This is a genomic window from Acinetobacter sp. S4397-1 (assembly GCF_024129285.1).
GTDB lineage: Bacteria > Pseudomonadota > Gammaproteobacteria > Pseudomonadales > Moraxellaceae > Acinetobacter > Acinetobacter lwoffii_C.
The window spans coordinates 103,042-116,120 of the sequence record NZ_JAMXXZ010000001.1; the positions used below are offsets into that span (position 1 = coordinate 103,042).

The following is a 13,079-nucleotide window of genomic DNA, read 5'->3' on the forward strand; positions in this document are numbered from 1 at the left end:
CGAAAAAGCCATCTACTGAATGCTTTATTCAAACATTGCATGAGATGGCTGAAAAATCACAGGGAATGGTCAGATTAAGACTGGCCTACAGGAATTTAAGAATGGTTGGGGGAAAAAATGCTTTGTACAAAACGGGTAAAACGCTGGTTTTGTGCGGCAAAGAAATTTTGTGATGGGGTGATTTTTAGGGCCGTCTGCACTTTCAGATTATCTTCCGTATACAGGGTCTTATCTGTCTTGTGCTGTTGCAGCGCTTTTTCAATCGGAGAGTTTTTGACTTCGAGTTGGTTAATCAGGGTTTTAGGTGCAGTATTTTTTACGACCACCGCATGACCGAACTGTGTAGTCAACAGCATGATTAGGCTCAGGATGCTGGTTGTCAATAGACTGGTTTTCATTTACAAACCTCCCCTTGGCTATGATTGGACTTATTTTGCTTAAAATGTTTTTTTAATACTAAGTCTACAATTTAATATAGAGAATTAAAACTGTATCACATTTTTTACAAAAAAGTCTAAATAACGGTATAAAACTTTACCAAAAACGGCATTTCCCCTCTTGAGGGCGTATTTTTTAGCAAATAACTATGAAGAGAACGTGAAGAACTGTCTTTTATTGTAGCAAGAGATTCGCTTTTAACCGAATTTGTATCTGTGTTTAAGACCTGAAAAATCTTTTTATTTGATTATTATTCTTATAATTATTTGATTTTAAATAAAATTATTTTTTTAAATACTACCTGAGTGTAACCGCTGCTTTTCTTTATTTAAATTAAAGCTCTTAGCTCTCAACTTTTGTGAAAAATGGATAATTGTAAAGGGTCAAAATCTTAACAGGGATTTTTAAATACTTTTTATAAGCTCCTCCAGAAATTAATCTGCTCAATGGGGCCTTATTGACTAGCTGTACTTAAAGCCCCTCTGATCTAGGGTCTGAGCCTGCTTGAAACTCAAATTGGAAGGTTGATTATCCATTTTTCTCATATAGAAAGAATAAAATACTATATATTAGCGAAAGTGGGGTTTTTTCGGGTTTTTATTAAATAAAAACAATATATTATACTTATATTGTTTTTATGTCACCGAGTTTTTCAGGGAGATGCTGAATTGCGATAAATCGCTTTGTTCCATATAGTTCTCTCCATGATAGATGAACTTCCATACGGCTATGAAAACTGAATTGAAATCGTTGTTTCGTGCAGCATTACTGGCAACCGGTCTGGCGATGACTGCAACTGTGACCCAAGCCGCAGATCGTCAGTTCCTGAATGTGTCTTATGATGCGACACGTGAATTTTATGATGAGTTCAATAAGTCTTTTGGTGCTTACTGGAAAAAACGCACCGGTGTGGATGTCAATTTTAAACAGTCACATGGGGGTTCTGGCAAGCAGGCACGTTCTGTTGTCGATGGCCTGAAAGGTGACGTTGTGACACTGGCGCTGGCAAATGATATTGAAGAAATTGTGCGTTCTGGACAGATTCAGCCAGGGTGGCAAAAAGAGTTTCCGCATAACTCTGCGCCTTACACCTCGACCATTGTATTTATGGTACGTAAAGGCAACCCGAAAGGCATTAAGGACTGGACCGACCTGACTAAACCGGGTGTGCAAATCATTACGCCAAACCCGAAAACTGGTGGTCTGCCACGTTGGGTCTATCTGTCTGCTTGGGGTTATGCTGAAAAACAGCCAGGCGGTAGCAAAGCCAAAGCGCAAGACTTTGTAGCTAAACTCTATAAAAATGTCAAAGTAATGGATTCGGCAGCACGTGCATCGATGACCACCTTCGCTGAGCGTGGCATTGGTGATGTGTTATTGACTTGGGAAAATGAAGCCTTGGTTACCCAAAAAACTTTGGGCAAGGACAAATTTGACATTATCTATCCATCTTTAACCATTCTTACAGAGCCTTCAGTCGCGATTGTAGACCGTACAGTGGAAAAAAATGGCAATAAATGGCTGGCGACTGGCTATATCAATTACCTGTATTCACCACTGGGGCAAGAGATGGCAGCCAAGCATTTCTACCGTCCACATAATAAAAAAGTACTGGCCAAGTATGCTGCACAATTCCCTAAAATCAACACCTTTACTATTGATGAGGTGTTTGGTGGCTGGAGCACAGCACAGAAAACCCACTTTGCCAATGGGGCGATCTTTGACCAGATTTACAATAGCAAACGTTAGTCATCGCTTGGTTATTTAAGTTGTCCACAAAAAAACCTCTTTGAAGAGGCTTTTTTGTTATTTTAGCCAGCTAAACATGCTGGAAAGAAAATAAAAATGGTTTTCTGCATGAAAAGTAATATTTATCTACAAAAAGTCATTTGGAGCTTTATACAAACAGAGTGATAATGTGCAGTTAAATTTTTCGCCTTAATTATTGAGTTGTTATGTCACATATTTCTGTACTACTTCACGAAACGATTGATGCCTTGCTGGCTGGTCGCAATACAGGAGTTTATGTGGATGGAACCTTTGGGCGTGGTGGACATACGCGTTTATTATTGTCGAAATTAGATGAACATGCGCGTGTGTATGCTTTTGATAAAGATCCGCAGGCTCTTGCCGTGGCAGCTGAGCTGGAACAGCAAGATCCGCGTTTTAAAATTATTCATGCCAGCTTTGCCGATTTAAAAGAGGCACTGGCTGAACAGGGCATAGACAGTGTGGATGGGGTTATGGCTGACCTGGGAGTGTCTTCACCTCAACTGGATCAAGCCGAGCGGGGCTTTAGTTTTATGAAAGACGGTCCCTTGGACATGCGAATGGATAATTCACAGGGATCTACTGCGGCAGAATGGCTGATCGAGATTGAAGAAGAGGCTTTGGCTAATATTATTTTCCAGTATGGCGAAGAGCGTTATAGTCGCCGTATTGCCAAAGCCATTAAAAAGGCCGGCTATATTGCAACCACAGGCGAGCTGGCAGAAATTGTTAAGGTGGCGCATCCCAAATGGGAAAAAAATAAGCATGCTGCCACCCGCACTTTTCAAGCAATTCGTATTGCTATTAATAAAGAATTGGAAGATATTGAAATCTTCTTGCCTCAGGCAGTCGATATTTTAAAACCGGAAGGCCGTCTGGCGGTGATCAGCTTCCATTCACTCGAAGACCGGTTGATTAAACAGTTTATTCAAAAAGAATCGACACTCGCAGAAGACTCGGGGTGGGGCATGCCGCAACAACAGAAGGATACGCGACGTTTAAAAAAAGTGGCTCGTGTAAAGGCAAGTGAGGAGGAAGTGAAGGCCAATCCTCGGTCACGCAGTGCATGGCTGCGGGTTGCAGAACGTTTAGCTTAATAGGCACATCATGAAAACTGAAGTGGTTGGTAAAAAAACAGATAAGTTGTGGCTGAAAAAAGCCGTTACTTATATCGTGCTGGTACTGATGATCTTTGTCAGTGCAGTATTTGTGGTATTTCAAGTGTTTGAATATCGTCAGGACAACCGGAAACTGAGTACCTATCTGCGTGAACGTGATGATCTGAATGCAGAATGGGGACGTTTATTGATTGAACAGCAGACTTTTGGAGCGACTGCGCAGATTGGTACGCGCGCGGTTACCCAGTTAAGGATGTACTCGCCACCGGTGTCACAAAGCGTTGTGATTTCCTTACCACAGACTTCAGATGAGAAAAAATAAGGCTAGTGCTTCAACATGGTAGACAAGAGAAAAAAGCAACCGGTACGTAAAAGGCAGTCAGTCACTGATAAAAATACCTCAAATATTTATATCAACCGTTTCTATCTGATGTGGGCAGTGGTGCTGCTGTGTTTTATTGTTTTGATCGGGCGCGCCTTTTATGTGCAAATTATCAATAAAGATTTTCTGCAAAATAAAGCCAATGCCAACATTTTAAGAACCAATACCATCAAAGCCATGCGTGGCGTGATTTATGACCGCAATGGCGTGCCGCTGGCCATCAGTACGCCCATCATGAAAATCGTGATTGACCCGCGGGACTATTTTGAAAATAAACAGCTCTATGAAGAGACCATGCTGGCCTTGGAAAAAGAGCCGAATAGTCGCAAATTGAAACGTCAGCTGCCGGATAAAAACCTGAATCTGGATGAGCTGGCAGATGCTGTTGGGATGGATCGAGCCGAATTGCGCAAGAAAATGGACGAGCGTCAGCGCTCGCGTTATCTGGTGCTGAAAAAAGAAGTACCGCCCCAGCAGGCGGAGCTGATCATGAAGCGTAATTTTCAGGGCGTATATACTGAGAAAAACTATAAGCGTTATTATCCGCAGCCACAGCCGAACTCACAGATTATTGGTTTGACCAACAGTGAAGGTACGGGTATTGAAGGTCTGGAAATGCAGCTGAATACCCGTCTGGCAGGTAAGGATGGCGAACAGCAGATTATTCGTGATAAAAAAGGGAACCGTGTCAAGGAGCCGGAAGTCATCAAGGAGGTTGAACCGGGAGAAAATATTACCCTGAGTATCGACTCACGCCTGCAATACATCATGTATCGTGAACTGACCGCAGCAGGGGTGGCGAATAATGCCCGTTCGGCGACTGCGATTGCAGTGGATGTTAAAACCGGGGAAATTCTGGCGCTCTCTTCCTGGCCATCGTATAACCCGAATGATAAAAATAGTTTGCAGAATAAAGATGCGATGCGTAACCGTGGTGCGATTGACTCTTTTGAGCCGGGTTCAACCATGAAACCGCTGACAGTGGCGATGGCTTTGGAAAGCGGTAAATACACCGCCAATTCAGTGGTCAATACCAGCCCTGGCAGTATGCGTGTCGGCAACCATACTATCCGGGATACCCATAACTATGGGCCATTAACCTTGGGCGGCATTATCCGGAAGTCTTCTAACGTTGGGGTTGCCAAACTAGCCTTGTCTTTGCCGTATGAAACACTGCCAACCTTCTATAAACGTCTGGGTTTTGGCCAGCGCTCTGCGGTGAAATTCCCGGGTGAAAGTGCCGGCTTGATTCTGCCGCCAAGCAAATGGAACGTCTCTGAAGTGGCCACCATGTCGTATGGTTATGGCCTGAATGCCACGGTCCTCCAGTTAGCCGATGCTTATGCAATGCTGGCCAATAAGGGCGTTAAAATGCCACTGAGCCTGTTCAAGCTTGAGGAGCAGCCCCAAGGTGAACAGCTGCTTGATCCAAAGATTGCGGATCAAGTTCTATTAATGATGGAAACAGCCACTTTACCAGGCGGTACTGCCACCCGTGCGGTGGTGCCGGGTTATCGTGTCGCTGGTAAAACGGGTACCGCACACAAGCTACGTGCCGACCGTAAGGGCTATTCGCAGAGTGAATACCGTGCTTTATTTGCCGGTGTTGCCCCGGTGAGTGATCCACGCATTGCCATGGTGGTGGTGGTGGAAAACCCGCAAGGCACCTACTATGGCGGTACAGTATCGGCGCCGGTTTTTGCGCGTGTGATGCAGGAATCCTTGCGCTTACTCAATGTCCCTTTGGACAAACCTTTAGAATCTCCCAAAGTCCAGTAAATAGGTGATTAATGTCTATTACATTCCAAGATATCTACACCGGGCCTGAAGCCGCCGATTGGATGTTACAGTCCTTTCAGGGGTTTGAGCTGGATAGCCGTAAAGTTCAACCGGGACAAATTTTTATTGCCCTGACCAGCTTGTCCCAGCCAGAAAAAACGGCACAATTTGCTCACCAAGCCTTGGAACAGGGAGCACTGGCCGTTATTTCGGAAACTGATCTGGGGCTGTCACCTGCACTGGTCGTGCCAGAGGTACGCCATCTGATGGGACAGTGGCAAAAGCAGTATTTACAGGCGGCTCGGCCAGTTAAACCAGTACGGATTCTGGCGGTAACCGGAACCAATGGCAAGACGACGATTTCCCGTCTGGTGGCAGAGCTGCTGATGCTACAAAGCAAGCCTTGTGCGGTGATGGGTACAACCGGAAACGGGATTCTGCCAAATCTGGAAGCCTCCTCGCATACCACACTGGATGCCTTACAGTTGCAACATGCCTTGCATGGCTATGCAAAACAGGGCGCAGAATTTGCTTCGATTGAAGCCAGTTCGCATGGTCTGGAACAAGGTCGCTTGAATGGTTGTGAGATTGAAATCGCGGCATATAGCAATTTGAGCCGGGATCATCTGGACTATCATGGGACTTTGCAGGCATATGCCGAAGCCAAGTCTGTGCTCTTCAAGTTTGTCGCTCTGAAAGTTGCCATTATCAATCTGGATGATGACTTTGCCGATGTGATGCTGAGTGCTGCAAAAAATAATCCAAGCCAGCCTAAAATATTAACTTATTCACTGTCTCAGCCAGCAGACTATCAGGTTCAGGATATCCGCTACAGTATTTCCGGAGCTGCATTCAAACTGCTGACTGCACAAGGCAGTTTTAGCATTCGTAGCCCGTTGCTGGGACACTTTAATATTGAAAACCTGGTGGCCAGCCTGATCATGGCAGAGCAGGCCGGTTTTGCACTGGCCGACTTAATCGCGACAGTGCCTGAACTGCAAGGTGCACCAGGACGTATGCAGGTGATTCGTGATGGTGAACGCCTGTTTGTCGTGGATTATGCACATACTCCAGATGCCCTGACTCAGGTGCTGGTTACACTGAAGCGCCATGCGTCGAAAAAGTTATGGGCAGCTTTTGGCTGTGGGGGAGACCGCGACCGTGGTAAACGCCCGCTGATGACTCAGGCTGCGCTGGAGGGTGCCGATATCGCCGTATTGACCTCGGATAATCCGCGTAGCGAAGATCCGGCACAGATTTTTGCCGACATGAAACAAGGCATTGATTTTTCAGGCAAGACCTATCATGAAATTCAGGACCGCCGGGAAGCCATCAAATACACCGTGAAGCATGCGCAAGCAGGTGACATTGTGGTGATTGCCGGAAAAGGCCATGAAAACTATCAGGAAATTGATGGAGTTCTTCACTGGTTTGATGATGTGGTCGAAGTTCAGGCAGCAATTGATGCCCGGCATCATACGACAGATTCAGCATTTCCCGCGCATTAGGATTTTACATGCATACCTCAACCACAACGACTGCGGCGCTAGAGCCGTGGAGTATAGAACAATTACAGCAGGCCACCCAAGGCTATTGGCTGAATGATAAAAAGCCTGACGATCAGATCAAGCGAATTTTAACCGATTCACGTCATGCGGAAACTGGCGATGCGTTTTTGGCACTCAAGGGTGAGCGTTTTGATGCGCACGATTTTGTGGCACAGGTCGCTGACCAGGGCTGTCAGCTGGCGATTGTCAGCTCTCCGGTAGATGCCGATATTTGTCAACTGGTGGTAGAAGATACCCGCCTGGCACTTGGACATCTGGGTGCGTACCGCCGTCAGCAGCATTCACAGCTTAAAGTAATTGCCTTGACGGGGAGTAGTGGTAAAACCACCACCAAGGAAATGCTGGGCAGTATTCTTTCACGTCTGGCACCTACCTTGGTGACCCGAGGCAACCTGAACAATGATTTGGGTGTACCGATGATGCTGCTGGAACTGCGTGCCGAGCACCAGTATGCTGTGATGGAGCTGGGTGCCAGTCATCGCGGAGAAATTGATTACACCGCCAATCTGGTGCAGCCCCATGTGGCCGGAATTATCAATATCGGTACAGCTCACCTGGGTGAATTTGGCGGGCGCGATGGCATTTGCCAGGCCAAGTCGGAAATTTATGCGCATATTTCTGAAACTTCGATTGTGCCGGCAGCTGATGATTATGCCGAGACAATTCGTCAGGCCGTGAGTACCGGGCAGGTCTTGAGTTTCGGTGCGGGTGGCGAGGTCTATGCCAGCGAAATCGAGTTACAGTCCCAGTCGGCCCGTTTTGTCCTGAATACGCCACAAGGTGCAAAAGCGGTTAATCTGCCATTTGCAGGTGAGCATAATATCGAAAATGCTACAGCTGCCGCTGCCTTTGCGCTAGCAATCGGGATCAGCCTGGAGGATATTGTGGCAGGCTTGGAACAGGCTGTGGGAGCTAAAGGTCGTCTGAATTTTATTCAGCACAAAGAATTTTTATTTATTGATGATACCTATAATGCCAATCCGACCTCTATGCGCGCCGCTGCAGAAGTGCTGGCGCAGCAACCGGGCATCCGGGTCATGGTGACGGGGGATATCGGTGAGCTGGGTTCAGCGGCAGCAATGGAACATTATAAACTGGGCCGTGATCTGGTGTCTGTGAAAGGCTTGAACTTTGTTGTGGCAGTGGGTGAGTTTGCACCTGCGGCACAGGAAGGGGCACGTAGTACGCAATATGGTAAAAAAATGCAGGCTTTTTTAAATCAGGAGCAGGCATTGCCATTTTTAATTCATTTGATTGAAACACATCAACCTCAGCCGATGTCTTTCCTGTTTAAGGGGTCACGTTATACCCATATGGAAACCCTGATGGCTGCATTGATGGAGAAACTCTAAATGCTGTTATGGCTATTTGAACAATTGGCGGGCATTGACAGCTCGTTTCAGGTGGTACGTTATTTAACTTTACGTGCCTTGTTAAGTGTCCTGACGGCATTGATGATTGGTCTGGTTCTGGGTCCTATCATGATCCGCAAGCTGCAAGCCCTGAAATATGGTCAGGCGGTCAGCTCGTTCGCACCGGAAAACCATGCCAAGAAAATGGGCACTCCGACCATGGGCGGGATATTGACCCTGTTATCGATCGGGATTTCCACCTTGCTCTGGGCGGACCTTTCCAACCCGTATGTGTGGATTGTCCTGGCGGTGATGGTGATTTTTGGTGCAGTTGGCTGGGCCGATGACTGGATTAAAATCCGTTATAAAGATAATGCCGGTTTGCCTGCACGCAAGAAATTTTTCTGGACGTCGGTCGGTTCACTTGGAGCCGGGATTGCACTGTATGTAATCGCGCAGCAGCAGACCAATCCGGTACATACTGCGAATATGCTGGATTTGCTGATTCCCTTCTTTAAAGATTTGAGTATTCCTTTATCGCTGATTCCATTGGGGATTGGCTTTATTATTTTCACCTATTTTGTGATTAATGGAGCCTCGAACGCCGTTAACCTCACCGATGGACTGGATGGTCTGGCGATTATGCCAGTGGTTCTGGTGGCGGCTGGTCTGGGGGTGTTTGCCTATCTGGCGGGAGATGTGCGTTTTGCTAACTACTTGCATATTCCCTACGTAAAATATTCGTCTGAGCTGGTGATCATCTGCGCTGCCATGATTGGTGCCGGTCTGGCTTTCCTGTGGTATAACGCCCACCCGGCGCAAGTATTCATGGGTGATGTCGGCGCTTTATCCTTAGGCGCGATGCTGGGTACGATCGCCGTAATGGTGCGTCAGGAAATTGTATTTGCCATTATGGCCGGTGTATTTGTCGTCGAAGCTATTTCAGTTTTCCTGCAAATCGGTTCATTAAGAATGCGTAATAAACGTGTCTTCCTGATGGCACCGCTACATCACCATTATGAGAAAAAAGGCTGGCGTGAAACTCAGGTGGTGATTCGTTTCTGGATTATTACAATTATGCTGGTAGTTTTGGGCTTAATGACCTTAAAATTGCGTTAAGTAATGCATTGGAAAAAGTCGGCGCATGCCGGCTTTTTTGTTTTGGAGAAAATGATGAATCTACTCATGTGCCCAGTCTGTCGTGAGCAGCTTAGCTTAAATGCGCGTAGCTGGCGCTGTGAGAATCAGCATAGTTATGATGTGGCCAAGCAGGGTTATGTGAATCTGCATGTGGTACAGCATAAACACAGTAAAAATCCGGGCGATACACCAGAATCGGTGCAGGCACGCCGGGCTTTTTTAAGTGCAGGTCATTATGCCCCCTTACAGCAGGCGGTCGTCAGAAAAATCCGTAAGCTGCGGATTGAAAACCTGCTGGATATCGGCTGTGGTGAAGGCTATTACACTGATGCCATGCAGGCTGAAGTAATGCAATGTGTCGGTGTCGATATTGCCAAGAATGCCATTCAGGTGGCCGCCAAGCTAAATAAAGAAGTGACCTGGGTGGTGGGGACCGGGGCAACCTTGCCGGTACTGGATGAGTCGATTGATCTGTGTACCAGCTTATTCAGCCCGATTCCACAACAGGAGATTCTGCGGGTTTTGAAACCGGAGTCATATTTGATGGTAGTGACCCCAGCACCACAGCACTTATATGCTCTGCGTGAAGCCTTATTTGAAGAGGTGAAGCCGCATGAACCACAAAAGTTTGTCGAGCAGCTCAAAGATGGCTTTGATCTGCTTAGTGAACAGCTAGTAGAAGCCCCTATGACGCTGTCACAGGCTGATCTTAAACATCTGATTGCCATGACCCCCTATGCCTATAAGGCCAAAGCGGAACGCCGTCAGGCACTTGAGCAGCAGGAGCAGTTTGAATTGCAAGCACACTATCAGATTTATCTGTTTCAAAAGAAATCACTTTAAAAAGTCACGCAACAAAAAGCCCTCACTGGAGGGCTTTTTTGATGCGGGCTGTAAAATTTATTGTACTTGTTGGATCAGGTTGTCGAGCGCATCAGCACGTTTGGGTTGTAAGGGCTGTTCCTGTGACGTCGGTGGAGTCACAGGTGCTGGCGCCGGCTCTTCAACTGGAAGAGTAATTTTCTCTCCCGGCAGATCGTCAAAATCACTCTCTGCACGCTTCGGTACCACCACTGGGGCAGGGCGGTACAGTGGAGTTGCCAGTGGCGGAGATGAAGGATCCCGTTGTTCGGCCTCTGGCACTTCCTTGGAGCGGTTTAGAGGAGCTTTGGCATTTCTGTCCAGACGTACCCAAGCCTCTGGCTCGCCTTTTAAAGCATTGCCCATGAAGTCAGTCCAGATTGGCAGGGCAGCGACTCCTCCATATTCACGACGACCTAAAGTAGTCGGCTGGTCAAAGCCCACCCAGGTTACTGTAACCAGTTTGCCATTGAAACCTGCGAACCAGGCATCTTTGGCATCATTGGTGGTTCCGGTTTTCCCGCCAATATCACCACGCCCAATTCTTAGGGCAGCGCGTCCGGTACCATGCTGAATGACATCACGCAGAATATTGGCCATGTCATAGGCCGAGCTGGATTTTAAAATACGCTGTGCCTGACGATAGTTGCTGGCTTCAGCTGAAATCTGTGGTGCCACAGTTTTCTTTTCCAGTGCTGCATTATTCAGCTCAATAGCTTCATCATCAGGCGTGATCACTTCAGCCGAAGCAGGAGCTTCTGCCTTGGTATTAAGACATGAAATGCAGGCATATTCAGGTTTGGCCATAAAAATGGTATTGCCATGCGCATCTTCAATACGGGTAATAAAATGGGGCTGAATGCGGTAACCGCCATTGGCAAAAGTTGCATAGCCTGTGGCCATCTGGATGGGTAAAACCTGTGGTGTACCGAGTGCAATAGTATAGTTACGCGGAATCTGGCTATCTTGCAGACCAAAATCCATAAACAGCTGCCGGGTGCGTTCAATACCGACTGACTGTAGCAGACGTACCGAAACGGTATTACGGGATAGATAAAGTGCACGGCGTAATGGGATCATACCTAGGTAACGGCCATCCGAGTTACGTGGACTCCATTTGCCAATAGTGATTGGCGCATCGTTCACCATGGTATGGGGGGTCATGCCACGTTCTAAAGCCAGTGCATAAACGAAGGGCTTAATGATCGAACCAGGTTGCCGCCAGCCTTGAATGGCCCGGTTAAATTTGGACTGATAAAAATTATAGCCGCCTACCACCGCTTCAATCGCACCATTATTCGGGTTGATTGCAATCAGCTGACCCTGTGCTTGCGGAATTTGCACCAGTGACCAGGAGCTTTTATCCTGATTAGGTCTTAAACGGACAATATCTTTAACTTGAACAACTTGTGATGCTCGGCTCGGTGCAGCCCCCACGCTGTTGACGTTACGATAGGGACGCGCCCAAGACATGCCTGACCAAGGAACAGTCACAGTCGTACCATCCTGCATCAGGGCTTCAAAGCTATTCTTATGCACCTGAGTGACCTGAGCAGGAAAAGTATTGGCATAGGCACGGAAATTGCTCAATGGCTGATCATGGGCCTCTGCTCCACGCCAGCCATGACGGCGATCATATGCCTCCAAACCATTTTGCACAGCTTGTTCGGCATAGGCCTGCCGTTGGCTATGAATGGTGGTATAGACTTTATAGCCGGAATCTATAGCCTGCTCACCCAGGTTTCTGACCAGTTCTGCCCGGACCATTTCGCCCACATAGGGAAATTTGTTGCGGGTACTGCGATCCGGCATATCCAGGTTAACTGGCTCGGCAATAGCTTCTTGGTATTGCGTCTGGTTGAGATAACCCAATTGCAGCATACGTCCCAAAATCCAGTTGCGACGCTCTAAAGCACGTTTGGGATTGGCGACCGGGTTATAACGGGAAGGGGCTTTGGGTAAACCTGCAATCATTGCCATTTGAGCAGTCGAAAGCTCTTCCAGACTTTTGTTATAGTAAATTTTGGCAGCTGCCGCGATACCATAAGCATTTTTACCCAGGAAAATTTTATTGACATATAACGTCAAAATTTCTTCTTTTTTCAGGTTCTGTTCAATTTTTCGTGCCAGAAAAATTTCAGTCAGCTTACGCTTTAAAGTACGTTCGGGACTTAAATAATAATTCTTTGCAACCTGCATGGTGATGGTGGAACCGCCCGTCTGTACATCGGAACCCGTTACACTTTCACTGAGTGCCCGTCCCAGGCCTTTAAAACTGATGCCGCTATGCTCAAAAAAGCTGGAATCTTCGGCCGCCAGAAAGGCATGAATAAACTCAGGTGGAATTTGTTCATATTTCACGGGAACCGAAAGTTTGCCGCCATACTCGGCAATTAGCTCATTATCCGCACTAAAAACTTGCAGGGGCTTTAATAGGGGGGCCTTTTGCAGTGTGGACATTTCAGGCAAAGATGGGGCAATATAGAGATACATGCCATAGAAACCCATCGGAACTGAGATCGCTATAATAATAATGATCAAAAAAAATGGATGAACAAGGCCTGAACAAGATAGCTTTTTCATAACAAGTAAGTTTTAATAAGAGCTAATGGCAAACTAATGAGCGATCAGTATATCCTTTAGATATGCATATTGTTAGATGAGTTATTGT

Annotated in this window: 10 protein-coding genes; 8 read left to right on the forward strand and 2 right to left on the reverse strand. The window is 46.8% G+C overall.

Annotated features, from left to right (window positions below; translation table 11 throughout):
- Positions 1-95: 95 nt before the first annotated feature.
- Positions 96-398 (reverse strand): hypothetical protein, encoded by a 303-nt coding sequence (locus tag NI467_RS00500; RefSeq protein ID WP_151205326.1) that lies wholly within the window; start codon positions 396-398, stop codon positions 96-98.
- Positions 399-1,167: 769 nt separating this feature from the next.
- Between NI467_RS00500 and NI467_RS00505 the strand changes: the two genes are divergently transcribed.
- From NI467_RS00505 to NI467_RS00540, 8 genes are all read left to right on the forward strand, one after another.
- Entirely contained in the window at positions 1,168-2,187 is a 1,020-nt protein-coding gene (locus NI467_RS00505; RefSeq protein WP_253150310.1) for a sulfate ABC transporter substrate-binding protein, read from the forward strand.
- Between the two features lie 206 nt (positions 2,188-2,393).
- Complete coding sequence (rsmH, locus tag NI467_RS00510) at positions 2,394-3,305, forward strand: 16S rRNA (cytosine(1402)-N(4))-methyltransferase RsmH (protein WP_253150312.1); 912 nt, start codon at positions 2,394-2,396, stop codon at positions 3,303-3,305.
- Between the two features lie 10 nt (positions 3,306-3,315).
- The gene (gene ftsL, locus NI467_RS00515; RefSeq protein ID WP_151205328.1) at positions 3,316-3,648 is read left to right on the forward strand and encodes a cell division protein FtsL; all 333 of its coding nucleotides are present in this window, start codon (positions 3,316-3,318) and stop codon (positions 3,646-3,648) included.
- A 15-nt stretch (positions 3,649-3,663) separates the two neighbouring features.
- The gene (gene ftsI, locus NI467_RS00520; RefSeq protein WP_253150315.1) at positions 3,664-5,487 is read left to right on the forward strand and encodes a penicillin-binding protein PBP3; all 1,824 of its coding nucleotides are present in this window, start codon (positions 3,664-3,666) and stop codon (positions 5,485-5,487) included.
- 11 nt (positions 5,488-5,498) lie between these two features.
- Positions 5,499-6,995 (forward strand): UDP-N-acetylmuramoyl-L-alanyl-D-glutamate--2,6-diaminopimelate ligase, encoded by a 1,497-nt coding sequence (locus tag NI467_RS00525; RefSeq protein WP_253150317.1) that lies wholly within the window; start codon positions 5,499-5,501, stop codon positions 6,993-6,995.
- A gap of 8 nt (positions 6,996-7,003) precedes the next feature.
- The gene (gene murF, locus NI467_RS00530; protein ID WP_253150319.1) at positions 7,004-8,407 is read left to right on the forward strand and encodes a UDP-N-acetylmuramoyl-tripeptide--D-alanyl-D-alanine ligase; all 1,404 of its coding nucleotides are present in this window, start codon (positions 7,004-7,006) and stop codon (positions 8,405-8,407) included.
- Positions 8,408-9,526, forward strand: a complete 1,119-nt coding sequence (mraY, locus tag NI467_RS00535) for a phospho-N-acetylmuramoyl-pentapeptide-transferase (protein ID WP_253150321.1) — start codon at positions 8,408-8,410, stop codon at positions 9,524-9,526. It begins immediately after the preceding gene.
- A gap of 54 nt (positions 9,527-9,580) precedes the next feature.
- The gene (locus NI467_RS00540; RefSeq protein ID WP_253150323.1) at positions 9,581-10,390 is read left to right on the forward strand and encodes a putative RNA methyltransferase; all 810 of its coding nucleotides are present in this window, start codon (positions 9,581-9,583) and stop codon (positions 10,388-10,390) included.
- A 57-nt stretch (positions 10,391-10,447) separates the two neighbouring features.
- Here the strand turns inward: NI467_RS00540 and ponA are convergent, their stop codons facing one another.
- A complete protein-coding gene (gene ponA / locus NI467_RS00545; RefSeq protein WP_253150325.1) occupies positions 10,448-12,991 on the reverse strand; it encodes a penicillin-binding protein PBP1a in 2,544 nt (847 codons plus the stop codon).
- Positions 12,992-13,079: the final 88 nt, after the last annotated feature.

Excerpts from the sequence above, each read along its gene's own strand:
- NI467_RS00500 (WP_151205326.1), bottom strand. The coding sequence starts at position 398 with ATGAAAACCAGTCTATTGACAACCAGCATCCTGAGCCTAATCATGCTG.
- NI467_RS00505 (WP_253150310.1), top strand. The coding sequence starts at position 1,168 with ATGAAAACTGAATTGAAATCGTTGTTTCGTGCAGCATTACTGGCAACC.
- rsmH (WP_253150312.1), top strand. The coding sequence starts at position 2,394 with ATGTCACATATTTCTGTACTACTTCACGAAACGATTGATGCCTTGCTG.
- ftsL (WP_151205328.1), top strand. The coding sequence starts at position 3,316 with ATGAAAACTGAAGTGGTTGGTAAAAAAACAGATAAGTTGTGGCTGAAA.
- ftsI (WP_253150315.1), top strand. The coding sequence starts at position 3,664 with ATGGTAGACAAGAGAAAAAAGCAACCGGTACGTAAAAGGCAGTCAGTC.
- NI467_RS00525 (WP_253150317.1), top strand. The coding sequence starts at position 5,499 with ATGTCTATTACATTCCAAGATATCTACACCGGGCCTGAAGCCGCCGAT.
- murF (WP_253150319.1), top strand. The coding sequence starts at position 7,004 with ATGCATACCTCAACCACAACGACTGCGGCGCTAGAGCCGTGGAGTATA.
- mraY (WP_253150321.1), top strand. The coding sequence starts at position 8,408 with ATGCTGTTATGGCTATTTGAACAATTGGCGGGCATTGACAGCTCGTTT.
- NI467_RS00540 (WP_253150323.1), top strand. The coding sequence starts at position 9,581 with ATGAATCTACTCATGTGCCCAGTCTGTCGTGAGCAGCTTAGCTTAAAT.
- ponA (WP_253150325.1), bottom strand. The coding sequence starts at position 12,991 with ATGAAAAAGCTATCTTGTTCAGGCCTTGTTCATCCATTTTTTTTGATC.